The following is a 23997-nucleotide window of genomic DNA, read 5'->3' as shown; positions in this document are numbered from 1 at the left end:
AAGCGAAAAAATTCTGAGCTTTTGGCGAAAAACTTTCAACCGGCGACGGGGTTGCCGTCGGCTCGGAAACGGCTGCCCAAGCGGTAGCGGGTAGCGGGGTGCAGGCAGCGCACCACGGTGATGGGTACGCCGCGCGACCAGGTGCGGCGGGTGAGCAGCAGGCAGGGCTCCTGCGGCGACATCTCCAGCAGCGTGGCCTGCTCCGCGGTGGGCATGACGGCATCGACCACATGCTCGATCTGGTCGAAGGGCACGTTGCGCACCAGGTACTCGGAGGGTTGCAGCAGCGTGAAGTCCTGCGCGGCGAACTGAGGCACCTGGCGCGGGTTCACGTGACGGTCTTCGAGCTGCACAGGCAGGCCGTCTTCGCGGTGGATGCACAGCGAGTGGAACACCGACTCGCCGGTGCGCAGGTCCAGCGCGGCGGCCACTTCGAGCGTTGCCGAGATGCGCTCTACCGCCAGCACGTCGCAGCGGTAGTCGTGCCCGCGCTGGCGGATCTCGCTCGCGAGGTTGGCGATCTGCAGCAGCGTGGACTGCGGCTTGTCTTCGGCCACAAAGCTGCCCACGCCCGCCACGCGCACGATGCGGCCCTGCTCTACCAGCTCGCGCAGCGCGCGGTTCACCGTCATGCGCGAGATGCCGAACTGGGTGACCAGCTCGTTCTCGGACGGCAGGCGGTCGCCCGCGCGCCAGATGCCTTCCTGGATCTTGCGCGCAATGTGGTCCTTGACCTGCTCGTACAGCGCCATGGCCTGCGCGGGCGCAGCCACAGCCGCCACGGCCTTGGCAGTCGTGGCGCGGCGCGGTGCAGCGGCGGTGGTGCGGCGGGATGGACGGGCGCTCATGGGCTGGTGCGGGGCTGGTGCAAGGTCAGATCAGTGCAGATCCGCCGCCATGGATTCGGCGCGGATCTCTTCGGTGAGGCGCGCCTTGAGGTCCATGAACTCGGGGCTGGTCTTGATCGTGTAATGGCGCGGGTGCGGCAAGTCCACCGCCAGCTCGGTCTTGATGCGGCCCGGCCGGGCGCTGAACACGGCCACGCGGTTGGCCATGAAGATGGCTTCGTCGATGTCGTGGGTGACGAAGAGCACCGTCTTGCGCTCGGCCTCCCAGATGCCCAGCAGCAGCTCTTGCATGAGCACGCGGGTCTGGTTGTCGAGCGCGCCGAAGGGCTCGTCCATCAGCAAAATCTTGGGGTCGTTGGCCAGCGCGCGGGCAATGGCGGTGCGCTGCTGCATGCCGCCCGACAGCTGCTTGGGAAAGTGCTGCTCAAAGCCGCGCAGCCCCACCTTGGCGATGAAGTACGCAGCGCGTTCCTTCTGCTGCACCTCGGGCATGCCCTTCTCGCGCAGACCGAAGCGGATGTTCTGCTCGATGGTGAGCCAGGGGAACAGCGTGTAGCTCTGGAACACCATCCCGCGGTCGGCACCGGGGCCTTCCACAGGCACCCCATCCAGCAGCACGCGGCCGCTGGTGGCGTGGTCCAGCCCGGCCACGATGCGCAGCAACGTGGACTTGCCGCAGCCCGAGGGGCCGAGGATGGTGACGAAATCGTTGTCGCGCACCTCGAAATCCACGGGCAGCAGGGCCTGCGTGCGCTGGCCCTTGCTTCCTTCAAAGGTGCGCGACACGGCTTGAATCGATACGCTGCTCATCGCACAAAACTCCAGGCAAACAGACGGTGGTTGAGCGCCTTGAAGGCGAAGTCTGACACCAGCCCGATGAGGCCGATGACGATGATGCCGAAGATGATCTGGCCGGTGTTGAGCAGCGCCTGGCTGTCGGTGATCATGTGGCCGATGCCCGACGAGGCGCCAATCAGCTCGGCCACGATGATGTACGTCCAGGCCCAGCCCAGCACCAGGCGCAGTGTTTCCGCAATGTCGGGCGCAGCGCCGGGGATCAGTACGCGGCGCACGATGCCGGTGGGTGTGGCGCCCAGCGTGTAGGCGGCTTCCACGAGGTCGCGGCGGGCGTTGCCCACGGTGACGGCCACCATCAGGATGATCTGGAACACCGACCCGATAAAGATGACCAGCAGCTTCTGCAGCTCGCCCAGGCCCGCCCACAGAATCAACAGCGGAATGAAGGCCGACGCCGGCAGGTAGCGGCAGAAGGACACAAACGGCTCCAGGAAGGCCTCAACCCCCTTGTGCGCCCCCATGGCAATGCCCAGCGGCACCGCCACGATGGCGGCCATGGTGAACCCTCCCACCACGCGCCACACCGTCATGCCGATGTCGTGCAGAAAGCCGAATTCGGTGAAAAGAAGCCAGCCTTCCTGGACCATGGTGACCGGGCTGGCCAGGAACGTGGGCGACACGAACCCGCCCAGCGTAAACACGGCCCAAGCGGCCACGAACAGCACAAAGAACGCCACGCCGAGCACCCATTTCGTGCGCGTGCTCACAGGTTCCAGCGGCCGCAGCCGGCGCCGCGGTAGCGGCACCGACTCGACCAACGGGGACTGAGCCCCCAGGGTGCGGTTCATACGAAGGATCCTCGAAATGGCGGGTTGGTGGGTGTCGGGCTCCGGCGGTCAGCCGGTCACTTGATGAAGCTGTCGTCGTACATGGCGGTGTAGTTCTCGGGCAGCTTGCGGATCACGCCAGCTTCCAGCAGGATCGCCGCGGCGTCTTTCATGAACTGCTGCAGTTCGCCCGCAAAGAATTTCTGATTGGCGGCCTTGTCTTGCCAGCGCAGGAAGCTCGATGACTTGGCGAACGCCTCACCCGTCTGCTTGACCGCAGCGCCCATGATCTCGTTGGACTTGGCGGTGTCGGCGCTGATCATTTCGAGGGCCTGGAAGTACGAATCCGCCAGGGCCTTTGCCGCCTTGGGATTGGCCTTGAGCCAATCGGGTGCGCAGCCTACGGTGTCCATGATGTGCGGGAACTCCAGCGTGGTGGCCAGAATTTTGCCGGCGCCGGGGTTGGCACGCACGGTGGAGAGGTAGGGTTCGTACGTGACGGCGGCATCGTTCTGCCCGGCCACAAACGACTGGGCGGCAGGCTGTGGCGCCAGCGTCAGCGTCTTCACATCTTTCACGGTCATGCCATTTTTGGACAGCAGCCACGCCAGCGTGAAATACGAAGCGGTGCCGGGGGCATCCACCGCCACCGTCTTGCCCTTGAGGTCTGCAAACGTCTTGATGTCGTTGCGCACGGCAATACCGTCGGCGCCGTAGGACTTGTCGAGCTGGAAGATCTGGACGATGGGGACACCGTTGGTGTTCCATGCCACGTGTGTCTCGACCGTGGTGGCAGCGCACTGGATGGCTTTGGATGCCAGCGCAAGGTGGCGGTCCTTCTGCGGGATCATCTTGATCTCCACATCCAGGCCGTTCTTCTTGAAGATGCCCGCCTTGTCGGCCAGCGTGAGTGGCGCAAAGCCTGTCCAGCCGGACATGCCCAGCACGATCTTGGTGTCCTGCGCCTGCGCCGGTGTGGCCAGGGCCACCATGCATGCTGTTGCCGCTGCCAGCGACGTCCATTTCGCAACCGATCGAGTCATCATCTGCTCCTGTGTATGAAGAAAGTACGTTGGCCCACCCATCCGGGGACGCGCCCGCGTCCGGTTGCGATGATGACAGGCGGAGCATACCTGTATATACAGGGTAAACACCAGACCTGCATCCCCTTTGGTGGTGGTTCCCATCTTCAGCAAGATCGGGGCCAGCGGCTCCAAAACGCAGCTGTGCGAGAGGGTTCAGAGGTCGAAAATACTATACAAACAATAGCTGTCAGCGCTTTACAGCAAAGCGCTGGAAGGCAATTTGACCAACATTCTGAATAACCGATGGATTCTGGCCAACCCACCGCAACGTTGCGCTCCATCCCCGCCGCCGCAACTGTCCGGGCCTATCTGCGCACCAACCGGGTGCTACGCCGCGCTCAGCGTGCGCCGTCAAGGGCTGGTTGCTGTACCGCCTCCGAGCACGGCAGGCGCGCAGTAACACACAAGCCCGGCTCCGCATTGCGCACCAGCAAAGTGCCGCCGTGGGCTTGTGCAACCAGGCGACACAGGTACAGACCCAGCCCCACCCCGCCCGTGGTGCGCTGGCGCGATGTATCAGGGCGGTAGAACGCCTCCGCCAGATGCACCAGATGCTCGGGGGGTACGCCAGGGCCGTGGTCCCGCACCTCGATTTCAACCACGCCTTGACTCACCCGCAGTTCAATCTGTGGCGCAGCGGCCGTCGGGTCGCTGTGGCGCAGGCTGTTGTCCAGCAGATTGCGCATCAGCAGTCGCACGCGGGATCGGTCGAGCATGCAGGCGGGCAATGGCGCTGGTACCCGCAATGCGACCGCCGCGGCCCCGGGGTGACGCACCTGCAGCTCTGCCACCACCTCACGCGCCAGTTCGGTCAGATCGGTGGGCTCGCGGTAGAGCGCGGCATGGCGCCCTGCAAGGCGCTCGCTTTCCAGCAGGTCGGTGATAAGCCGGGCCATTTCTCCCAGGTCGCGCATCAGGGCCGAACGCTGGGCCTGCACATCAGCCGACTCGGGCAGCAGTTCGGCGTTGAGGCGCGCGCGTGTGAGAGGGCTGCGCAGCTCGTGGCTCATGGCCAGCAACAGCGCGCGCTTGGCATCCAGCATCTGGTGAATGTCCTCGCCCATGGTGTTGATGGTGCGCGCCAGCTGGCCAAGCTCATCGGGCCTGTGCCCATGGCGCACCGGAATCGGCTCGCCAAAATCCCCATTGCCGAAACGCCGCGCGCCGCGCCGGATGTCATCCAGCGGACGCAGCAGGTGGCGCACGTACACAAAGGCCAGCGCCGTGAGCAAGAGCAGGACTGTGAGCGTGCCCCAGGCGATGCGCGGGCGCTTGTCCCATGAGAGCGCATTGAGCCCGAACTCGATGCGGTGGCCATCGGCCGTGGTGCGCTCCAGCAGTCGATAGCCGGTGTCATCGCGGCTCCAGTGGTCCTGGCGCTGGACCTTGTCGCTCATCCAGTGCGGGCGCGGCTGGCCGGGGTGCGAATCCCATTGGATCTGCGGCCCCTCAATGCGCAGTGTGACGGGCAGCCGATCGGCAATGGCGCGGGCGCGCTCGATGCTGGGCGGGCTGCCGATCTCGGCGGTGAGGCGGTCCACATAGTCCATGAGCAGCGGGCGCGCAGCCTCTTTCCACCCCAGTGCCACCACCTTCTGCATTCCACCCATGAAGGCCACAGCCACCGTCACGGCCAGTGCCATGAACACCAGCACCAGGCGGATGCGCAGCGAATATCCGACAGCGTCGCGCGCCCGCCGGTGCCAGGGGCAGTGCGCATCGCCGCCGGGCGCGGAACCCGAGGACTTCATGGCAAGGCTGCTGCAGAGGGCCCGCCTGCCGCACTGGCAGCCCTGCGCAACGCCAGGGAATAGCCCGCGTTGCGCAGGGTCTTGATGCAGTCCAGCGGCTCGAGCTTTTTGCGCAGGCGGCTGACCACGATGTCCACCGCACGCGTGTACAGCTCGGCATCGTGCCCACGCAGCTGGTTAAGGATGTCATCACGGCTGAACACCCTGCCCGGCTCCCGGGCCAGAAGGTGCAGCAAATCGAACTCGGTACCGGTCAGGTCGAGTACTGCGCCCAGGCGCGTCACACTGCGGCGGGCTGCATCAATGCTCAAGCCATCGAACTCCAGGAGCGCGTCACCCGCACTGGCTGGCCAGCTGGCCCGGCGTCGGCGCAGCACGGTCTGCAACCGGGCCACCAGTTCACGCGGCTCAAACGGCTTGGGCAGGTAGTCATCGGCCCCCAGCTCCAGCCCCACCACGCGGTCCATCACTTCGCCCCGCGCCGTCAGCATCACGACGGGCAGATCGCCCTGTCTGCGTATCGTGCGGCACAGTTCAAACCCGTCCATTTCAGGCAGCATGACATCCAGGATGGCGGCATCAAATCCGCCTGCCGCCAGCTGGGCGAGACCGTCACTCGGTTTAAGGGCATGGACCAATTCCAGCTCGAAACGTCGGAAATAGAGGGCCAGTGGCGGCCCCAGCTGGGCGTCGTCGTCAATAAGCAGGATGCGGTGCATGCGCAATTTTCACACCATCAGATGCCTGCTCCATGCGCCTGGATCCCGCTCCCGCGTGCCCACCCAACACTCGGTGGCGCACGATCAATCGGCGCAGCCGGCCCTGCACCGCAGGATGAAGCGCGTCAAAGTGGTCGGCAGCGGCCAGTAGTGCGGGCAACGCCTGTGCAGCGACCTGCGGCTGCTGCGCGATCAGGCCCAGTGCATGCTCCCGGTCAAAACGCGGCCCCCACACCAGCGACATCAGCTCATCGTGGGGATCAGTTGCCCCGGCCAGCAGCGCAGAACCATGTTGGCGCACGCCCTGCGCGAGGCGATACAGGGGCTCCTGTGAAGGTGACATTGCGCGCATCCGCTTTCAGCCGCGCGCCATCCAGCCCTTGCGCCGCTGCAGAAGCTCTCGCACCTTCTGTTGCTGCTCAGGGTTCAGGCTGTCGTAGAAATCGGCCAGCGCGTTGATGAATTCAGGACTATTGGCCTGGACGGCGCGGGTCTTCTCCTCAATCAAGGTCTGCGCCCGTGCGCGATCAAAAGTTGCGCCCGCCATGATCGCCTGGATCTCTGTGCGTGGGTCTGCCACTTCGCCGATGAAGGCAGCGCGCTGGGCCTCCAGCTTGTCTGCGAGCGCTTGGAGCTTGATGTTTTGCGTTTCATTGAGGTCGAGCTTGCTGCTGACGCGGCTCAAGACCTTGCCACGCATCTCCGCCATCTTTTCGGCGCCCATCGGGCCACGGTGATGGTGGCTGCTGGAACACGCGGTCAGGCTGCCAAGGGCGATGGAGGCACCAAAAATGCCGATCAGGGTTTTGTGGATCCAGGGTTTCATGTTGCAGTCCTTTTCATGGATGCTGTGGAACATGAACCTGATGGTGCCAAGACGCACCACAGATGAGGTCTCGGTGCGGTATCGGTTTATTTCGTTTTGTTTCTTCCAGGCACAAGATCACAACACATGCCAAAGGCGCAGCAACCGAATCAGCGAACTACGGCAGATAAAACCAACAGACGTTTTGCCAGGTCGGTCGACTCGGTTCGCATCCGGGCAAGGGGGATGGTGCCCACGCTCCAGCCACCGTACCAGATGTTGAAAGCGCTCACTCCCTGTATGCCGCCACCGCTGCCGTACGCTTCGATTGCACCGTCGATCTGCGCGTGCACGGTGGGAACGCCCACGAGCAGTTTTCCATCAAAAACTCTGGCCAGATATTGCTGCGCGCCTTCCGGTCGGATATGTAAGGTCAATACCGACATAACCCCGCTATTTGGCAAATGGATTTGTCAAAGGCCGGGCCATCAGCCCATCGCCTGCACGTCCTTATGGTCCAGATCGGTAAACTGAAGTTCCCGCTCCAGCCCGTGGCTGTCATTGCGCCATGCCCGCAGGTCATCAGTTTGCTGGCGTTGCGACGCAATTCCTGCGGGCTGGCCCATCTGTAGAAATGGCGCCCCATTGCCTTCTTCGAGATGGTGAGAAATAGGCGGCTGGTAGGAAAACATGTGCAGTCCTCTTAAGGCCAACGTCGAATAATTCGTTCATTGGGGCATGGTGCGAGTCGGTGCGCTGTCGGAACCACGACCACAAGTTTGCAGGAGCCGACCTACACAATTGCGGCAATAGCAAACCTAATTTGCATAAACCCTTGTCGCATTGAACTCATGCCGCCTTCTTCAGTAAGGGGAATTCGACCGAACCGCCCAGAGCATCTCCCTCCCCTGCCAGGAGTCCGATGCACTCCAATGCAGTCGGCGGTTTACACGGCTTTGCGTACACCCGCAACGCAATATCCTCCGCTGCGGGGGAGAAGTACAACCAGAGGTTGTCGTGCTGCTTGTCATAGCAAGAAAAAAGTGCCCTTCCAGAACCGGGAGGACACATCAGGAATTTCGACATGAACATCTGCTGGATTCGCAGGGCTGGCTCAAAGGCCTCATCGTCGTTGCCAAGCGCCAATTTGTACCAACTGCTCATACGGCCCTTTCATCTGGCGGTGCCAGCTATACAGATGATTCATCGTATTTTTGGAACGCCGCTGGCTCAAGTCTTATGAGTCGCATCAATTTGTAGGACGATTTCCTACCCGTCAAGGCCGCAACGTGCACCGGAACAGCAATATCCGAGCACAGCAGCAACGGCATCCGGTTGCAAAGCCATCGACGCGACCCAAATTGCCGTGGCTCAATCCCTGTACTGGCACCGGCAACCCTCCCGGAACGCTGGTCCTGAGATTGGGGTAATGAAACGCTGGCTGTTAGTTGCCAATGAAAAAAGCGTTAGCTGCTGGGCAGCGAGCTCCGGTCTGGCACAGGTTTTTTACGCCACGTTCGTTACAACGAGACTGACTTCCTCGAATTCGAACCCAGCAGCGCGCAGCATCTGATGACACTGCTCGGCATCAATCTGGACTTCAAGCCGAGCAAACCAGAGAAAACGGAGAACAGAGAGGCGTCGGCGGGGGCAAAAACGCCGCCCTCGCAGGGTGGCGCTCTCAAGACGATGCCAGGACACCGTCCCAACACTGGGCGAAAGGGCGAAAAAAAACCAACCGAGAAAGGTTGGTTTTTCAAATAGTGGTGGAGCTGGCGGGAATTGAACCCGCGTCCGCAAGCCTTCTTCGGGCAGATCTACATGTTTAGCGATCTGATTTGAGTCTCACCGCCTGTGTCGCGCAGTCGCACGCTACACAGGCCGCCAGCACCCTATTTTCTCGCTCCAACCCAAGGTACCCGGATCAGAGCCAGCCCATGTAATTATCCTTGCAGCCGGGAGGCACTGATTGCTCAGAACCCCCTTGCCCAGCCCATCGGCCAACTGTTGCAAGGCTCACTGGCAATTAAGCAGCGAGTGCGAAACGTTCGTCGTTTGCAGTTAGTTTGTTAAATCGAGATTTACGAGCGTGACTCAAGCTCGACATGCACCACACCGATTCCGAACCCACGTCGAAACCAGGACAGCCCCAGGCCCTGTATTTTAGGCGCTCCCCAGTAATTGCAAGAGCTCTCCAGGAGATTTAATTTCAGCGTGGGCACCCCAGCGCTTCAGGTCGGTTTTGGCCCCCAGGTAACCATACGCTGCCGCCACAGTGCCCATGCCGGCCGCGTGTCCTGCAACGATGTCGCGCTCATCGTCACCTACATAAATGCACTGGGCAGGCTCTAGCTTCAAGCGTGCTGCCGCTTCAAGCAGAGGGGCGGGATGGGGTTTTGCATGGGGTGTGGTATCGCCGCTAATAACCGTTCCGGCTGTCGCGAACAATGGAATGGAGCGGGTGAGCGGATCGGTGAAGCGGGCAGACTTGTTGGTCACCACCCCCCAAGCGAGATTGCGGCGAAGGATCTCTGCGACCAGCTCATGCACCCCATCAAAGACGCTGGTGCGCTCGGTCATGCATAACTCGTAGTTCATAAAGAACTCTTCGCGCAACGCCACAAACTCAGGATGGTCAGGTTTCATGCCGAATGCCTCGCCCAGCATGCCACGAGCGCCGACACCCGCCATTGGACGGTAGCGCTCCAGGGGCAAGGAAGGCAAACCCCTGTCGGTGCGCATCTTGTCGGCGGCAGCACCCAGATCTGGGGCACTGTCAATCAGGGTTCCATCCAGATCAAACAATACAGCGCGAACGGCGGAAAACATGGTGTTCATCAAGCGCCACGGCAGGTGGAAAACAGATAGTTGACGCCGGTGTCTCCACTGAGCCAGTAGCGCTGCGTGATGGGGTTGTATTCCAGGCCCCGTGTTTGCTGGACATGCAGGCCAGCACTGCGGCAATGTGCAGCAAGTTCGCTGGGGCGAATCATCTTGGCGTACTCATGGGTTCCACGCGGCAACATGTTCAGAACGTACTCGGCCCCCACGATCGCAAGCAAAAATGCCTTGGCATTGCGATGGATGGTGGAAAAAAACACCCAACCTCCTGGCTTTACAAGTTCAGAGCACGCACGAACGACCGACTCCGGATCGGGAACGTGCTCCAGCATCTCCATGCATGTCACGGCGTCAAAACTGGCCGGCTGCTCCTTGGCGAGCGCCTCGACACTGATTTCGCGGTACTCGACATTAGCGGTCTGGGCCTCCAGCGCATGTAGCTGGGCTACTCGAAGGGCCTTGGACGCGAGATCGATGCCCAGCACATCCGCTCCCTTGCGAGCCATGGAATCGGCCAGTATTCCGCCTCCGCAGCCCACATCAAGCACACGCTTACCCGCCAAAGAGCACTGAGAGTTGATCCAGTCAAGTCTTAACGGATTGATTTGATGCAGCGGGCGAAACTCGCTTTCGGGATCCCACCAACGGTGCGCCAGCTCTGAAAACTTGGCCAGCTCGGCCGGATCTGCATTGAGGGTGTCAGTCATTCTTCCGATTCTCCATCACGGGACCCTATCGAACAGACGCAGACGCAAAAAAGCCCCGTTACCGGGGCTTTTTTGTGAAGCAATCCGAGGATTACTTGGAAGCGCGGGTACCGACCACTTCGATTTCCACGCGACGGTTCTTCGCACGGCCTTCGGCGGTCTTATTGTCAGCCACAGGTTGCTTTTCGCCCTTGCCTTCGGTGTAGACGCGGTTCTTTTCGATACCCTTGGACACCAGGTAAGCCTTCACAGCTTCGGAACGACGCACCGACAGCTTCTGGTTGTAAGCATCAGAACCCACGGAGTCAGTGTGACCCACGGCGATGATCACTTCCAGGTTGATGTCCTTGACCTTGGAAACCAGGTCATCCAGCTTGGCTTTGCCTTCGGGCTTCAGAACAGACTTGTCGAAGTCAAAGAATGCGTCAGCAGCGTAGGTCACCTTGGTGGCCACAGCGGGCGCTGGTGCAGCTGCGGGCGCAGGAGCAGCAGCCGGAGCTGGAGCAGCAGCGGGTGCAGGAGCGGCAGCAGGAGCTGGTGCAGCGACGATAGCGCCATCACAGCCAGGAGCAGCCGTTGCAGGCGTCCAGTTGGCATTGCGCCAGCAGTATTCATTGGTGCCGTTCTTCCAGACCAGTTGGCCAGAAGCATCTCTCCAGTTGTCAACGGTTTGTGCGCCAGCGGCGGTTGCGAGCGCTGCAGAGGCAAACAACATCGCCACTTTGTTCAGTTTCTTCATGGTTCTCCTCTTGGGGAAAAAGCCGCAGCCGCGCTGCGAATCAGGACGCTTGGGGTGACCATCACCCGAAACGTTCAAACGATTGTGCCATACGTAACAGACCAAAAGCGGCGCAGGGCGCTCCGGCTCCGTAGGACAAATTCGGAATTGCGTCGATATGTTGCGCGGTCGCTACACGGTCTTCGCTCTAAAATGACTGTCCTTCGCCGCCACCGCAGTCCCCCATGACCCAGTTTGCCAAAGAAACCCTGCCGATCAGCCTTGAAGAGGAGATGCGGCGCAGTTACCTCGATTACGCAATGAGCGTGATCGTAGGCCGGGCCCTGCCCGACGCGCGCGACGGTTTGAAGCCGGTGCACCGCCGGGTGCTGTTCGCGATGCACGAGCTCAACAACGACTGGAACCGGCCATACAAGAAATCGGCTCGTATCGTGGGCGACGTGATCGGTAAATACCACCCTCACGGTGACTCGGCCGTATATGACACCATTGTTCGCATGGCCCAGGATTTCTCGCTGCGGCACATGCTGGTGGATGGCCAGGGTAATTTTGGCTCTGTGGATGGTGACAATGCAGCGGCCATGCGATATACGGAAATCCGCCTGGCCAAAATCGCCCACGAAATGCTGGGGGATATTGACAAGGAAACCGTTGATTTCGGCCCCAACTACGACGGGAGTGAAAAAGAACCGCTGGTATTGCCCAGCAAACTCCCGAATCTGCTGGTCAATGGTTCCGCCGGTATCGCCGTGGGCATGGCCACCAATATTCCGCCGCACAACCTCAACGAAGTCGTCGACGGCTGCCTGCACATGCTGCGCAACCCTGAGGCCACGGTCGATGAGCTGATGGAAATCATTCCAGCGCCCGACTTCCCTACGGCTGGCATCATCTACGGCATCAATGGCGTGAAGGACGGCTACCGCACCGGCCGCGGCAAGGTGGTGATGCGCGCCAAGTGCCATTTCGAGGACATCGACCGGGGTCAGCGCCAGGCGATCATCGTGGACGAGCTGCCCTACCAGGTCAACAAGAAGACCCTGCAGGAGCGCATGGCCGAGCTGGTGCACGAGAAGAAGATCGAAGGCATCAGCCACATCCAGGACGAGTCTGACAAGTCGGGTATGCGCCTGGTGATCGAGCTCAAGCGTGGCGAAGTGCCCGAGGTGGTGCTCAACAACCTGTACAAGCAGACGCAGCTGCAAGACACCTTTGGCATGAACATGGTGGCGCTGATAGACGGCCAGCCACGCCTGTGCAATCTGCGCGACCTGATCAGCGTCTTTTTGCAGCACCGCCGCGAGGTGGTGACACGCCGCACGGTGTTCGAGCTGCGCAAGGCACGCGACCGCGGCCACGTGCTCGAAGGCCTGGCCGTGGCCCTGGCCAACATTGACGACTTCATTGCCATCATCCGCAACGCTCCCACCCCGCCCGTGGCCAAGGCCGAGCTGATGACCCGCGCCTGGGACAGCAAGCTGGTGCGCGAGATGCTCACCCGCACGCGTGCCGACGGTGGCGTGATCAACGCCGACGACTATCGCCCCGACGGTCTGGAAAAGGAATTCGGCATGGGCCAGGACGGCCTGTACCGCCTGTCTGAAACCCAGGCGCAAGAAATCCTGCAAATGCGCCTGCAGCGCCTGACCGGCCTGGAGCAGGACAAGATCGTCGCCGAGTACAAGGAGGTCATGGCGGTCATCGAAGACCTGCTGGACATCCTGGCAAAGCCCGAGCGCGTCTCCACCATCATTGGCGACGAACTCACCTCCATCAAGCAGGAATTCGGCCAGCACAAGCTCGGCGCGCGCCGCTCGATCGTCGAATACAGCGCTCAAGATCTCTCCACCGAGGACCTGATCACGCCCACCGACATGGTGGTGACGCTCAGCCACACCGGCTACATCAAGAGCCAGCCCCTGTCCGAATACCGTGCCCAAAAGCGTGGCGGACGCGGCAAGCAGGCCACGGCGACCAAGGAAGACGACTGGATCGACCAGCTCTTCATCGCCAACACGCACGACTACATCCTGTGCTTTTCCAATCGCGGCCGGCTGTACTGGCTCAAGGTTTGGGAAGTGCCGGCCGGCTCGCGCGGATCGCGTGGGCGCCCCATCGTCAACATGTTCCCGTTGCAAGACGGCGAGAAGATCAACGTGGTGCTGCCGCTGACCGGCGACATGCGCACCTTCCCGGCCGACCACTACGTGTTCATGGCCACTAGCATGGGCACCGTGAAGAAGACGGCGCTGGACGAGTTCAGCAACCCGCGCAAGGGCGGCATCATTGCCGTCAACTTGGATGATGGCGATTACCTGATCGGCGCAGCGCTCACGGACGGCAAGCACGACGTAATGCTGTTCAGCGATGGGGGCAAGGCCGTGCGCTTCGACGAAAACGACGTGCGCCCGCTGGGCCGTGCAGCGCGTGGTGTGCGCGGCATGATGCTGGAGGACGGCCAGAGCGTGATCGCGATGCTGGTCGCCGAAGATGAAACGCAAAGCGTGCTCACAGCCACAGAAAACGGCTACGGCAAGCGCACCAGCATCACTGAATACACCCGCCACGGCCGTGGCACCAAGGGGATGATTGCCATCCAGCAGAGCGAGCGCAACGGCAAGGTAGTCGCGGCCACCCTGGTGCATGCCGACGACGAGATCATGCTGATCACCGACAAGGGCGTGCTGGTTCGCACCCGCGTCTCCGAGATCCGTGAACTCGGCCGTGCCACGCAGGGTGTCACGCTGATCGCGCTGGACGAGGGATCCCAGCTGAGCGGCTTGCAGCGCATTGTCGAAAACGATGCCAATGCGGCTGAGGCGGACGGCGAAGACACCAGCGATGGTGGCGTACCGCCTGCGGCAGATGCCACGGACACCCCCGACGCCTGAGCCAGATCCGCGTGTTGCAGCACCGAACGCGCAACACCATGAAATGCTATTAAAAGTGGAGCTGTTAGCGCTTACCCAGTAAGCGCTGGCAGCCTTTTTTGCGAAGAATATGAAGCGCCCATACAACTTCTCGGCCGGCCCGGCCGCCATTCCTACCGAAGTCCTGGAGCAGGCCGCCGCCGAGATGCTGGACTGGCATGGCAGCGGCATGGGCGTGATGGAAATGAGCCATCGGGGCAAAGAGTTCCTGTCGATCTACGAACAGGCGGAAGCCGATCTGCGCGAGCTTCTGGCCGTGCCAGCCAACTTCAAGATCCTGTTCATGCAAGGCGGCGGCCTTGCCGAGAACGCGATCGTTCCGCTCAACCTCTCACGCGCCGGCGCGGTCGATTTTGTCGTGACCGGCAGCTGGAGCCAGAAGTCGCAGAAGGAAGCACGCAAATACGCATCCGAAGTGAACATCGTGGCTTCTTCCGAAGACACGGGCTTCACCACCGTGCCCGATCCGGCGTCGTGGACGGTCAGCCGGGGCGCGAGTTACCTGCACATCTGCAGCAACGAGACCATCAACGGGACCGAGTTCCACGAGCTCCCCGACCTGAAGGCCCTGGGCAGTGATGCCCCTCTGGTGATTGATTTTTCCTCCCACGTTGCGTCCCGGCCTGTGGACTGGTCGCGTGTCGGCCTGGCCTTCGGGGGCGCGCAGAAGAACCTCGGGCCCGCCGGACTCACGCTGGTGATCGTGCGCGACGACCTGCTGGGGCATGCCCTGCCCGCCTGTCCGAGCGCTTTCGACTACAAGACGGTGGCGGACAACCAGTCGATGTACAACACGCCGCCCACATGGGGCATCTATGTTGCGGGGCTGACGTTCCAATGGCTCAAGCGTCAGACCGAAGGCGCCCTCAGCGGGGTGGCCGCCATGGAGCAACGCAACATCGCCAAGGCCGCGCTGCTGTACAACGCCATCGACCAGTCCCAGTTGTACGTCAACAAAGTGGCGGCCAACTACCGCTCGCGCATGAACATCCCGTTCTTTTTGCGTGACGAAAGTCGCAACGATGCGTTTCTGGCGGGCGCCAAGGAGCGCGGCCTTCTTCAGCTCAAGGGCCACAAGTCCGTGGGCGGGATGCGTGCCAGCATCTACAACGCCATGCCGCTGGAGGGCGTGCAGGCACTGGTGGACTACATGCGAGAATTTGAACAAAAACACGCCTGACAAGGCGTGCGCGCCAGTGGCTCACCCACCCAACAACAGCCCCGCACAGATCTCCCATTCATGAACAATCCGCAAGCCTCACCCGACCTCGCCAGCCTGCGCGTGCAGATCGACAGCATCGACCAGCAACTGCTCACGCTGCTGAACCAGAGGGCGCTGGTGGCCGAACAGGTGGGTGAAGTCAAAAAGCGCGAGGGCACGCCCTTTTTCCGCCCCGACCGTGTAGCCCAGGTCATTGACAAGATCACCCACGCGAATCCCGGCCCGCTCAAGGGTGCACACGTGGCCGCCATCTGGCGCGAGATCATGTCCGCCTGCCTGGCGCTTGAATCGCCCCAGCGCGTGGCCGTGCTGGGCCCCGAGGGCACGTTCTGCGAACAGGCTGCGATCGAGTTCTTTGGCGGCGCGGCCGACCTGATGTACTGCGCCAACTTCGACGAGGTGTTCCACGCCACAGCCGCTGGCAGCGCGCAATACGGGGTGGTGGGCGTGGAAAACTCCACCGAAGGCGTGGTCACCCGCTCGCTCGACCTCTTCCTGCACACCCCCACGCACGTGGTGGGCGAAGTCAGCCTGCTCGTGCGCCACAACCTGCTGCGCACCAGCAATTCGCTCGATGGCATCGAGGCCGTGCTGGCGCACCCGCAGGCCTTGGCCCAGTGCCAGGCGTGGCTGTCCAAGCACCTGCCGCACGCCGAGCGCCGTCCGGTGTCTAGCAACGCCGAGGGGGCGCGCCTGGCCACCACCAATCCGGCCTGGGCCGCCCTGTCCAGCGAGCGTGCCGCGCAGCAGTTCGGCCTGCACATCGTGGCCCACGCGATCCAGGATGATGCATACAACCGCACGCGCTTTGCCATCATCTGCCTGCCGCACACGCTGCAGACGCCGCCGCCTTCGGGCAAGGACTGCACCAGTCTCGTGGTGTCGGTGCCCAACCGCCCTGGTGCCGTGCACGATCTGCTCGTGCCGCTCAAAACCCATGGCGTGTCCATGACGCGCTTTGAGTCGCGCCCCGCGCGCACCGGGCAGTGGGAGTACTACTTCTACATCGACCTCGACGGCCATCCCGCGCAACCCCACGTGGCCCGGGCCCTGGAAGAACTGCGCAGTCTTTGCGCGTTCTACAAGGTCCTGGGCACCTACCCGGTTGGGTCGTAAGGAGCCGCCGCCATGTTTGAACAATTGGGACTGATCGGCTGCGGGCTCATGGGCGGCTCCTTCGCCCTCGCCATGAAAAAGGCCGGCCTGGTCAAACGCGTGGTGGGCTACAGCAAGTCGCCGTCCACCACCGACCGCGCGCGCCAGCTGGGGGTGATCGATGTCGAGGCGCCGTCCGCCCTGCTGGCCGTGGCGGGCGCTGACATTGTGCTGGTGGCCGTGCCGGTGGCTGCAACCGAGGCCACGCTCAAGGCCATCAAGCACCTGGTTACGCCCCAGATGCTGATCATGGATGTGGGCTCCACCAAGGCCGACGTGGTTCAGGCGGCCCGCCGCGCACTGCGCGACCAGGTGGGCTCTTTTGTGCCCGCGCACCCGATCACAGGGCGCGAGGTCTCGGGCGTGGAACATGCCGAGGCCGACCTTTACAGTGGGCGCCAGGTCATCCTCACGCCCACCGAGCGCACCTTCACCGCTCAGCTGCAAAAGGCCCAGGACATCTGGACCGCGCTGGGCAGCCGCGTGACCAGCATGTCGCCCGAGTCGCACGATGCCGCCTTTGCGGCCGTCAGCCACCTGCCCCATTTGCTGGCGTTTGCCATGATGAACAGCATCACTGGCCAAGCCCATGGGGACGACTTCCTGTCGCTGGCGGGCCCGGGGTTTCGGGACTTCACGCGCATCGCGGCCAGCGACCCCAAGGTGTGGCGCGACATCCTGCTGTCCAACCGCGAGGAGCTGATCGCACAGTCCAAACTGTTCCAGCAGGCGCTGCGCACCATCGAGCAGGCCATGGAAAAAGGCGATGCCCAGGCGCTGGAAGACATGCTGACGCTGGCCAGCGAGACCCGGGCGCATTGGCGCATGGGGGCAAAGCGGAAATGACCCGCTGAGTCGCTTTCGGCGCCTTCCCCCAAGGGGGAGGCACCCGGTGGCCTGGCAGAGCCAGCGCCACGGGTGCACTGGGATTGGGCTACGCCAGTTGCTTAGGCTCTGGCAAAAAAGCTCTTTGAGCTGCAATGGACACACCACCACGATGTACAGCACCGCATTCCTCGATCTGCCGCCCTTGCAAGCCGCCGCAGGTGAAGTCCACCTGCCAGGCTCCAAGAGCATCTCCAACCGGGTGCTGCTGCTCGCCGCGCTGAGCAATGGCACGACCACCGTGAACGACCTGCTGGCGTCAGACGACACACGCGTGATGCTGGACGCGCTGCGCCAGATCGGCTGCACGGTGGATGAAGCAGGCAACACCGTGCGCATCACCGGCCTGGGTGGCCGCCTGCCCCAGTCACCCGCCAAGCTCTTCATGGGCAATGCCGGCACCGCCATGCGCCCCCTCACGGCCGCGCTGGCGCTGCTGGGTGGTGAATTTGAGCTGTCGGGCGTTCCGCGCATGCACGAACGCCCTATTGGCGACCTGGTGGATGCACTGCGCCAGCTTGGCTGCCAGATCGACTACCTGGGCAACGACGGCTACCCGCCGTTGCGCATCGCCCACGCCAATGGCGTCCCGGCGCTGGCACTGGCTGCTCCCATCCGCGTGCGCGGCGATGTGTCTAGCCAGTTCCTCACCGCCCTGCTCATGGCGTTGCCACTGGCGGCAGGCACGCAAAGCATCGTGATCGAGGTGGTGGGGGAGCTGATCTCCAAGCCGTACATCGCCATCACCCTCCAGCTTCTGGCACGCTTCGGCATCGTGGTCGAGCACCAGGACTGGCAGCGGTTCACGATTGCAGCGGGCAGCCGCTACCAGTCGCCCGGCACCATCCATGTTGAGGCGGATGCCTCATCTGCTAGTTATTTCATAGCGCTTGGCGCAATCACATCAAGCGCTGGCGGCCAAAATGGCATCAAGATTCATGGCGTGGGCCTCGATTCGATCCAGGGCGACATCCGTTTTGTCGAGGCGGCCCGCGCCATGGGTGCGGTGGTCACCGGTGGTCCCAACTGGCTGCACATCCAGCGGGGTGAACCGGGCCAGGGCTGGCCACTCAAGGCCATCGACCTGGACTGCAACCACACCCCCGATGCCGCGATGACACTGGCCGTGATGGCGCTGTATGCCGAGGGCACTACCACGCTGCGCAACATTGCCAGCTGGCGCGTGAAGGAAACCGACCGCATCGCCGCCATGGCCACCGAGCTGCGCAAGCTCGGAGCCACGGTGGAAGAAGGGGCGGATTTCATCCGCGTCACGCCACCCGCCCAAGCCCAAGACTGGAAAGCGGCCAGCATCCACACCTACGACGACCACCGCGTGGCCATGTGCTTCTCGCTGGCGGCGTTCAACCCGGCGGGCATGCCCGTGCGCATCGAAGACCCCAAGTGCGTGGCCAAGACCTTTCCCGATTACTTCGAGACGCTGTTCTCCGTGTCGCACGCGGCCACCGACCGGGTGCCGGTGATCTGCATTGACGGCCCCACGGCCTCGGGCAAGGGCACGGTGGCCGCCGCCGTGGCACAACGGCTGGGTTATCGTTTTCTGGACTCGGGCGCCATGTACCGCATCACCGCACTGGCCGCCCTTCGTGCCGGCCTGCAAATCGACGCAGGGCACGAGGCCCGCATTGCCCAAATGGCCGAAACCCTGCCCGTGCGCTTCGAGGCCGGCCGGGTGTGGCTGGGAAGCGACGACGTCACGGAGGCCATCCGCACCGAAGAGGCCGGCATGAACGCCTCGCGCGTGTCCGCCCTGCCCGCCGTGCGGCAGGCGTTGGTGGCGCTGCAGCACAGCTTCCGGCGCCTGCCGGGGCTGGTGGCTGACGGTCGTGACATGGGCACCGTGATCTTCCCCGAGGCCCCTTTGAAGGTCTACCTGACGGCCAGCGCCGCCTGCCGCGCAGAGCGGCGTTATAAACAGTTGATTTCAAAGGGTTTTTCGGCTAGTATCGACGACCTTCGCGCGGACCTTGAAGCGCGTGACCTGCGAGATAGCTCTCGCCCGGTTGCACCCCTCAAGCCCGCGCAGGACGCTCTGGTCCTGGACAACTCCCATTTGACGATTGATGAAGCCGTCGAACAGGTGCTGACCTGGTGGCAAGAGCGCCAGCCCTTTTCTGCAGCTGCGGCAAAGGGCTGACACCGTGGAGCCCTCGGGCTCCAGGCAGGTCTGCAAGGCCCTGCCACAGGCCCACGCCACCCCTCTCGCGCGCCAGCGCACCGGTGGTGTGGATCGATAACCTAACCCGCGGCCCAGCCGCAAAAAACCACCGCAAACAGCTATAAAAACGACAGCAATGGTGCTGCCGGAATCCTGTTTGTGGCAAGGAAACACATGTCCGAATCTTTTGCCGCCCTTTTTGAAGAATCCTTGACGCGCACGGAAATGCGCCCAGGCGAAGTCATCACCGCTGAAGTCGTGCGCGTCGAGCACAACTTCGTGGTCGTGAACGCTGGCCTCAAGTCCGAAGCCTACGTGCCGCTGGAAGAGTTCAAGAACGACAAGGGCGAAGTCGAAGTCCAAGTGGGTGACTTCGTGTCGGTGGCCATTGGCTCCATCGAAAACGGCTACGGCGACACCATCCTGTCGCGCGACACCGCCAAGCGTCTGGCTTCGTGGATGAGCCTGGAAAAGGCCCTGGAATCCGGCGAATTCGTCACTGGCACGACCAGCGGCAAGGTCAAGGGCGGTCTGACCGTTCTGGTCAACGGCATCCGCGCATTCCTGCCCGGTTCGCTGATCGATACCCGTCCGATCAAGGATCTGACGCCGTACGAAAACAAGACCATGGAGTTCAAGGTCATCAAGCTGGACCGCAAGCGCAACAACGTGGTGCTGAGCCGCCGCGCTGTGGTGGAAGCCTCCATGGGCGAAGAGCGCGCCAAGCTGATGGAAACCCTGAAGGAAGGCTCCATCGTTCAGGGCGTGGTCAAGAACATCACCGAATACGGTGCGTTCGTGGACCTGGGCGGCATCGACGGCCTGCTGCACATCACCGACATGGCATGGCGCCGCGTGCGTCACCCTTCCGAAGTGGTGACCGCTGGCCAGGAAATCACGGCCAAGATCCTGAAGTTCGATACCGAGAAGAACCGTGTCTCGCTGGGTCTGAAGCAGATGGGCGACGACCCATGGATGGGCGTGAACCGCCGCTACCCCCAAGGCACCCGCCTGTTCGGCAAGATCACGAACATTGCCGACTACGGCGCGTTCGTCGAACTCGAACCCGGCATCGAAGGCCTGGTGCACGTGTCTGAAATGGACTGGACCAACAAGAACATCGCTCCCGCCAAGCTGGTTTCGCTGGGCGACGAAGTCGAAGTCATGGTCCTCGAAATCGACGAAGACAAGCGCCGCATCAGCCTGGGCATGAAGCAGTGCAAGGCCAACCCATGGCAAGAATTCGCACAGGACACGAAGCGCGGCGACCGCGTGAAGGGTCCTATCAAGTCGATCACCGACTTCGGCGTGTTCGTGGGCCTGGCTGCCGGCATCGACGGCCTGGTGCACCTGTCTGACCTCTCGTGGAACGAAGCTGGCGAAGCCGCAGTTCGTAACTACAAGAAGGGCCAGGAAGTCGAAGCCATCGTGTTGGCTGTGGACGTGGACCGCGAACGCATCTCCCTGGGCATCAAGCAGCTCGACGGCGACCCATTCACGACCTTCGTGACGGTTAACGACAAGGGCCAGACGGTGACCGGCAAGGTCAAGACCGTGGACGCCCGTGGCGCTGAAATCGACCTCGGCGAAGACATCGTGGGTTACCTGCGCGCTTCGGAAATCTCCCGCGACCGCGTGGAAGATGCCCGCAACGTGCTCAAGGAAGGCGACGAAGTCACGGCCGTGGTGGTGAACGTGGATCGCAAGACCCGCAACATCCAGCTGTCGATCAAGCAAAAGGACATGGCTGACGAACAAGGCGCCATGGCCAACCTGAGCCAGCAATCGAGCCGCGAAAGCGCCGGTACGACCAGCCTGGGCGCCCTGCTGCGCGCCAAGCTGGACAACTCGGAAAAGTAAAGCGCTGACCCGTCAAGAAGTCTCTGCGCGATGACTCGTGCAAAGGCTCCTCATACGGTCAGACAGCGGGCGCTTCGGCGCCCGCTCTTTTTTTGAAAGACCTGCCCAGCGCAGCCCGCCCATGCCCCAAGATTCCATGACCCGCTCAGACCTCGTCGAAGAACTGGCCGCCCGCTTTGGCCAGCTCACCCACCGCGATGCCGAATACGCCGTCAAGACCATTCTGGACGCCGTGGGTGAGGCCCTGGTGCGCGGGCACCGCATCGAAATCCGGGGCTTTGGCAGTTTCTCGGTCAACCACCGACCGCCCCGCATGGGCCGCAACCCGCGCAGCGGTGAAGCGGTTGCCATTCCGGAAAAGCGTGTGCCCCATTTCAAGCCCGGCAAGGCCCTGCGGGAAGCCGTGGACAAGCGCACCGCTGAAATGGAAGAAAGCTCCGCGCCATCCGGGAACACACTCATTCAAAAATAATAGCTGCTGGCGCTTTATGGATAAGCGCTGGAGCCATTTTTTACCTTTATTTTTGCGTGAGACTACCGGGCCGCGCTTCAGGCCCCAAGCTCTTAGAATCGCCCCACCACTGGGGAGACCGATGAAATACCTCCTGTGGCTGCTCAAGGCAGCCATTTTTTTTACGCTGTTTGCCTTCGCGCTGAACAACCAGCAGGACGCTACCGTGCACTTCTTTTTTGGCACGCAATGGCGCGCACCACTGGTGCTGGTGGTGCTGACCGCCTTCTCTGCAGGCCTGGTCGTGGGCGTGCTGGGCATGGTGCCGCGCTGGTGGCGGCACCGCGCCGCTGCACGGCGTGCCCATGCAGCGGCGCCAGCGCCCACGCCAGGCGCATCTCCCGCAGCAGCCAGCCCCACGCCCCCCGCCCCGCCACCACCGCCAGACCTGCCTTCCGTCCATGGAATTTGACCTGACCTGGATCCTGCTGGGTCTGCCCCTGGCCTTTGTGCTGGGCTGGCTGGCTTCGCGCTTTGACGTGCGCCAGCTGCGCGCCGAAAACCGCCGTGCGCCCAAGGCCTATTTCAAAGGCCTGAACTTCCTGCTCAACGAGCAGCAGGACCAGGCCATCGACGCCTTCATCGAGGCCGTGCAGAACGACCCCGACACGTCGGAGCTGCACTTTGCCCTGGGCAACCTCTTCCGCCGTCGGGGCGAATACGACCGCGCCGTGCGCGTGCACGAGCACCTGCTCTCGCGCGGCGACCTCTCCCGCACCGACCGTGAACGCGCCCAGCACGCGCTGGCGCTCGACTTTCTCAAGGCCGGCCTGCTCGACCGCGCGGAAGAAGCCCTGCACCGCCTGGAAGGCACGCCCTTCGAGGCACAGGCCCGCCTGGCGCTGCTGGCCATTTATGAACGCTCACGCGACTGGCCCCACGCAGCCACCATCGCCCGCAAGATGCACGATGCCGACCAGGGCGACTTCAGCACCCGCCAGGCCCACTACCTGTGCGAGCAGGCGCTGGCGCTGAGCGCCCAGGGCGACCTGCCCGGCGCACAGGCCTTGCTGGAGCAGGCCGTGGCAGCCGCCCCGGAAGCCGCACGCGCACGCATTGAGCTGGCGCGCCTGCAGCGCCTCATGGGCCAACCGGCGGCAGTGCTGGCCACACTCAAGGCCCTGGGCGAGCGCAACCCCGCCGCACTGCCACTGGCCGCCCCGCTGATGGTCGAGGCCGCCATGGCCGCCGGGCGCACCGAAGAGGTCCACGCCCTGCTCAAGGCCCACTATGCGCAGGCCCCTTCGCTGGATGTGCTGGAGAGCATCGTGGCCATGGAAGCCGCCGACGAGGCTACCCGCCCCTCCGCCCGGCAGCGTTACGTGGAGCACCTGGACAAGGAACGCTCGCTGGTCGCCGCGGCGAAATGGCTGGCCACCGAGAAGCTGGAGCACGAAGAATTTCACCCGCAGATCCAGCGCGCGCTGGAGCACGCGGTCAAGCCCCTGACGCGCTACCGCTGCGCGGCCTGCGGGTTCGAGGCCCGCCAGCATTTCTGGCAATGCCCCGGTTGCCAGACCTGGGACAGCTATCCGGCACGCCGCGTGGAAGAGCTCTGAGCCCCTGAAACAACTGGCAACATGGCCTTGCCAGCCGTGGATAAGATGGCGCCGCGGCAACTCGATGCCGCGACAAAAACCATCACACCACACTCTCGGGGGAGCTTTATCGTGTTCAAGAAAATCCTGCTCATCATCACCATGCTGTACGCCGCTGCCGCTTTCGCAGCGGTGGACGTGAACAAAGCCACTGCGGCCGAACTGGACGGCATCAAGGGCATTGGCCCAGGCATCTCCACCCGTATCCTGGACGAACGCAAGAACGGCAATTTTAAGGACTGGAGTGACTTCATCGCCCGCGTAGGCGGCGTGGGCGAGAAAACGGCGGCCAAGTTCTCTGCCGAAGGTCTCACGGTCAATGGCAAGAAATTCAGCCAGACCGCCGCAGCCCGGTCCGATGCAAAAAATGCAAAGGGCGACAAGGTGGAAAAAGCCACCGGGAAAAAAGCCGACAAGGATGCCAAGACCGCCACTGCCGCTGCGACCACGCCGGCAAGCGCACCGGCCGCTGCGGCCAGTGCTACCAAAAAATAAGCACGTACCGCAGGCCCACAGCCCGCTTCGGCGGGCTTTTTA

25 protein-coding genes and 1 other RNA gene are annotated in these 23997 nt (G+C 62.8%); 11 read left to right on the top strand and 15 right to left on the bottom strand.

Annotation, left to right across the window (positions count from 1 at the left end; genetic code table 11):
• Positions 1–35 precede the first annotated feature (35 nt).
• The 11 genes from hutC to KYG_RS14385 form a co-directional block, all read right to left on the bottom strand.
• The gene (hutC, locus tag KYG_RS14430) at positions 36–848 is read right to left on the bottom strand and encodes a histidine utilization repressor (protein WP_008905656.1); all 813 of its coding nucleotides are present in this window, start codon (positions 846–848) and stop codon (positions 36–38) included.
• A gap of 30 nt (positions 849–878) precedes the next feature.
• Positions 879–1658 (bottom strand): ABC transporter ATP-binding protein, encoded by a 780-nt coding sequence (locus KYG_RS14425; RefSeq protein WP_008905655.1) that lies wholly within the window; start codon positions 1656–1658, stop codon positions 879–881.
• On the bottom strand, positions 1655–2494 hold the full coding sequence (locus tag KYG_RS14420) for an ABC transporter permease (RefSeq protein ID WP_008905654.1): 840 nt from the start codon (positions 2492–2494) through the stop codon (positions 1655–1657). Before KYG_RS14420 ends, KYG_RS14425 begins: the two co-directional genes overlap by 4 nt.
• A gap of 56 nt (positions 2495–2550) precedes the next feature.
• The gene (locus KYG_RS14415) at positions 2551–3516 is read right to left on the bottom strand and encodes an ABC transporter substrate-binding protein (protein WP_034694763.1); all 966 of its coding nucleotides are present in this window, start codon (positions 3514–3516) and stop codon (positions 2551–2553) included.
• 380 nt (positions 3517–3896) lie between these two features.
• A complete protein-coding gene (locus KYG_RS14410) occupies positions 3897–5309 on the bottom strand; it encodes a cell wall metabolism sensor histidine kinase WalK (protein WP_008905652.1) in 1413 nt (470 codons plus the stop codon).
• Entirely contained in the window at positions 5306–6028 is a 723-nt protein-coding gene (locus KYG_RS14405; RefSeq protein WP_008905651.1) for a response regulator transcription factor, read from the bottom strand. Before KYG_RS14405 ends, KYG_RS14410 begins: the two co-directional genes overlap by 4 nt.
• Complete coding sequence (locus tag KYG_RS14400; protein WP_237707269.1) at positions 6006–6371, bottom strand: hypothetical protein; 366 nt, start codon at positions 6369–6371, stop codon at positions 6006–6008. Before KYG_RS14400 ends, KYG_RS14405 begins: the two co-directional genes overlap by 23 nt.
• A 15-nt stretch (positions 6372–6386) precedes the next feature.
• Entirely contained in the window at positions 6387–6854 is a 468-nt protein-coding gene (locus KYG_RS14395) for a Spy/CpxP family protein refolding chaperone (RefSeq protein WP_034694757.1), read from the bottom strand.
• Between the two features lie 149 nt (positions 6855–7003).
• A complete protein-coding gene (locus KYG_RS14390; protein WP_085942588.1) occupies positions 7004–7279 on the bottom strand; it encodes a hypothetical protein in 276 nt (91 codons plus the stop codon).
• Between the two features lie 42 nt (positions 7280–7321).
• Complete coding sequence (locus tag KYG_RS24470) at positions 7322–7525, bottom strand: hypothetical protein (protein ID WP_008905647.1); 204 nt, start codon at positions 7523–7525, stop codon at positions 7322–7324.
• Between the two features lie 157 nt (positions 7526–7682).
• Positions 7683–7997: a hypothetical protein gene (locus KYG_RS14385; RefSeq protein ID WP_008905646.1), complete on the bottom strand. Its 315-nt coding sequence runs from the start codon at positions 7995–7997 to the stop codon at positions 7683–7685.
• A gap of 408 nt (positions 7998–8405) precedes the next feature.
• Between KYG_RS14385 and KYG_RS24465 the strand changes: the two genes are divergently transcribed.
• The gene (locus tag KYG_RS24465) at positions 8406–8597 is read left to right on the top strand and encodes a hypothetical protein (protein ID WP_139019390.1); all 192 of its coding nucleotides are present in this window, start codon (positions 8406–8408) and stop codon (positions 8595–8597) included.
• Here the strand turns inward: KYG_RS24465 and ssrA are convergent.
• From ssrA to ompA, 4 genes are all read right to left on the bottom strand, one after another.
• Positions 8598–8984, bottom strand: a transfer-messenger RNA (tmRNA) gene (gene ssrA, locus KYG_RS23875). It lies immediately after the preceding gene.
• A gap of 12 nt (positions 8985–8996) precedes the next feature.
• Positions 8997–9662, bottom strand: a complete 666-nt coding sequence (locus KYG_RS14380) for an HAD family hydrolase (protein ID WP_008905645.1) — start codon at positions 9660–9662, stop codon at positions 8997–8999.
• A gap of 8 nt (positions 9663–9670) precedes the next feature.
• Entirely contained in the window at positions 9671–10381 is a 711-nt protein-coding gene (ubiG, locus tag KYG_RS14375) for a bifunctional 2-polyprenyl-6-hydroxyphenol methylase/3-demethylubiquinol 3-O-methyltransferase UbiG (RefSeq protein ID WP_008905644.1), read from the bottom strand.
• A gap of 91 nt (positions 10382–10472) precedes the next feature.
• Positions 10473–11120 (bottom strand): outer membrane protein OmpA, encoded by a 648-nt coding sequence (gene ompA, locus KYG_RS14370; RefSeq protein WP_034694746.1) that lies wholly within the window; start codon positions 11118–11120, stop codon positions 10473–10475.
• Positions 11121–11344: 224 nt separating this feature from the next.
• On the opposite strand from ompA, the gene gyrA reads away from it, so the two are divergent.
• The 10 genes from gyrA (at position 11345) to KYG_RS14320 (ending at position 23955) form a co-directional block, all read left to right on the top strand.
• Positions 11345–14011, top strand: coding sequence for a DNA gyrase subunit A (gene gyrA / locus KYG_RS14365; protein WP_008905641.1), 2667 nt, complete (start codon positions 11345–11347; stop codon positions 14009–14011).
• Positions 14012–14120: 109 nt separating this feature from the next.
• The gene (gene serC, locus KYG_RS14360; protein WP_008905640.1) at positions 14121–15230 is read left to right on the top strand and encodes a 3-phosphoserine/phosphohydroxythreonine transaminase; all 1110 of its coding nucleotides are present in this window, start codon (positions 14121–14123) and stop codon (positions 15228–15230) included.
• Between the two features lie 60 nt (positions 15231–15290).
• Positions 15291–16388 carry a prephenate dehydratase gene (gene pheA, locus KYG_RS14355; protein WP_008905639.1) on the top strand — a complete coding sequence of 366 codons (1098 nt, stop codon included), beginning with the start codon at positions 15291–15293 and terminating at the stop codon, positions 16386–16388.
• Positions 16389–16400: 12 nt separating this feature from the next.
• Entirely contained in the window at positions 16401–17273 is an 873-nt protein-coding gene (locus KYG_RS14350; protein ID WP_008905638.1) for a prephenate dehydrogenase/arogenate dehydrogenase family protein, read from the top strand.
• 151 nt (positions 17274–17424) lie between these two features.
• On the top strand, positions 17425–19470 hold the full coding sequence (locus tag KYG_RS14345; RefSeq protein WP_008905637.1) for a bifunctional 3-phosphoshikimate 1-carboxyvinyltransferase/cytidylate kinase: 2046 nt from the start codon (positions 17425–17427) through the stop codon (positions 19468–19470).
• Between the two features lie 180 nt (positions 19471–19650).
• On the top strand, positions 19651–21351 hold the full coding sequence (rpsA, locus tag KYG_RS14340) for a 30S ribosomal protein S1 (RefSeq protein ID WP_255344430.1): 1701 nt from the start codon (positions 19651–19653) through the stop codon (positions 21349–21351).
• A 121-nt stretch (positions 21352–21472) separates the two neighbouring features.
• Entirely contained in the window at positions 21473–21823 is a 351-nt protein-coding gene (locus KYG_RS14335) for an integration host factor subunit beta (protein ID WP_008905635.1), read from the top strand.
• 121 nt (positions 21824–21944) lie between these two features.
• A complete protein-coding gene (locus KYG_RS14330) occupies positions 21945–22274 on the top strand; it encodes a lipopolysaccharide assembly LapA domain-containing protein (protein WP_008905634.1) in 330 nt (109 codons plus the stop codon).
• A complete protein-coding gene (gene lapB / locus KYG_RS14325; RefSeq protein ID WP_008905633.1) occupies positions 22264–23421 on the top strand; it encodes a lipopolysaccharide assembly protein LapB in 1158 nt (385 codons plus the stop codon). Before KYG_RS14330 ends, lapB begins: the two co-directional genes overlap by 11 nt.
• A gap of 111 nt (positions 23422–23532) precedes the next feature.
• The gene (locus KYG_RS14320; RefSeq protein ID WP_008905632.1) at positions 23533–23955 is read left to right on the top strand and encodes a helix-hairpin-helix domain-containing protein; all 423 of its coding nucleotides are present in this window, start codon (positions 23533–23535) and stop codon (positions 23953–23955) included.
• The last annotated feature ends 42 nt before the right edge of the window (positions 23956–23997 follow it).

It is taken from the genome of Acidovorax sp. NO-1, from assembly GCF_000238595.1.
GTDB lineage: Bacteria > Pseudomonadota > Gammaproteobacteria > Burkholderiales > Burkholderiaceae_C > Acidovorax.
The sequence above is the reverse complement of the archived record's forward strand: the minus strand, read 5'-3'. Positions and strand labels throughout refer to the sequence as shown.

Coding starts and splice junctions, on each gene's coding strand:
- hutC (WP_008905656.1), bottom strand. CDS start 848: ATGAGCGCCCGTCCATCCCGCCGCACCACCGCCGCTGCACCGCGCCGC.
- KYG_RS14425 (WP_008905655.1), bottom strand. CDS start 1,658: ATGAGCAGCGTATCGATTCAAGCCGTGTCGCGCACCTTTGAAGGAAGC.
- KYG_RS14420 (WP_008905654.1), bottom strand. CDS start 2,494: ATGAACCGCACCCTGGGGGCTCAGTCCCCGTTGGTCGAGTCGGTGCCG.
- KYG_RS14415 (WP_034694763.1), bottom strand. CDS start 3,516: ATGACTCGATCGGTTGCGAAATGGACGTCGCTGGCAGCGGCAACAGCA.
- KYG_RS14410 (WP_008905652.1), bottom strand. CDS start 5,309: ATGAAGTCCTCGGGTTCCGCGCCCGGCGGCGATGCGCACTGCCCCTGG.
- KYG_RS14405 (WP_008905651.1), bottom strand. CDS start 6,028: ATGCACCGCATCCTGCTTATTGACGACGACGCCCAGCTGGGGCCGCCA.
- KYG_RS14400 (WP_237707269.1), bottom strand. CDS start 6,371: ATGTCACCTTCACAGGAGCCCCTGTATCGCCTCGCGCAGGGCGTGCGC.
- KYG_RS14395 (WP_034694757.1), bottom strand. CDS start 6,854: ATGAAACCCTGGATCCACAAAACCCTGATCGGCATTTTTGGTGCCTCC.
- KYG_RS14390 (WP_085942588.1), bottom strand. CDS start 7,279: ATGTCGGTATTGACCTTACATATCCGACCGGAAGGCGCGCAGCAATAT.
- KYG_RS24470 (WP_008905647.1), bottom strand. CDS start 7,525: ATGTTTTCCTACCAGCCGCCTATTTCTCACCATCTCGAAGAAGGCAAT.
- KYG_RS14385 (WP_008905646.1), bottom strand. CDS start 7,997: ATGAGCAGTTGGTACAAATTGGCGCTTGGCAACGACGATGAGGCCTTT.
- KYG_RS24465 (WP_139019390.1), top strand. CDS start 8,406: ATGACACTGCTCGGCATCAATCTGGACTTCAAGCCGAGCAAACCAGAG.
- KYG_RS14380 (WP_008905645.1), bottom strand. CDS start 9,662: ATGTTTTCCGCCGTTCGCGCTGTATTGTTTGATCTGGATGGAACCCTG.
- ubiG (WP_008905644.1), bottom strand. CDS start 10,381: ATGACTGACACCCTCAATGCAGATCCGGCCGAGCTGGCCAAGTTTTCA.
- ompA (WP_034694746.1), bottom strand. CDS start 11,120: ATGAAGAAACTGAACAAAGTGGCGATGTTGTTTGCCTCTGCAGCGCTC.
- gyrA (WP_008905641.1), top strand. CDS start 11,345: ATGACCCAGTTTGCCAAAGAAACCCTGCCGATCAGCCTTGAAGAGGAG.
- serC (WP_008905640.1), top strand. CDS start 14,121: ATGAAGCGCCCATACAACTTCTCGGCCGGCCCGGCCGCCATTCCTACC.
- pheA (WP_008905639.1), top strand. CDS start 15,291: ATGAACAATCCGCAAGCCTCACCCGACCTCGCCAGCCTGCGCGTGCAG.
- KYG_RS14350 (WP_008905638.1), top strand. CDS start 16,401: ATGTTTGAACAATTGGGACTGATCGGCTGCGGGCTCATGGGCGGCTCC.
- KYG_RS14345 (WP_008905637.1), top strand. CDS start 17,425: ATGTACAGCACCGCATTCCTCGATCTGCCGCCCTTGCAAGCCGCCGCA.
- KYG_RS14335 (WP_008905635.1), top strand. CDS start 21,473: ATGCCCCAAGATTCCATGACCCGCTCAGACCTCGTCGAAGAACTGGCC.
- KYG_RS14330 (WP_008905634.1), top strand. CDS start 21,945: ATGAAATACCTCCTGTGGCTGCTCAAGGCAGCCATTTTTTTTACGCTG.
- lapB (WP_008905633.1), top strand. CDS start 22,264: ATGGAATTTGACCTGACCTGGATCCTGCTGGGTCTGCCCCTGGCCTTT.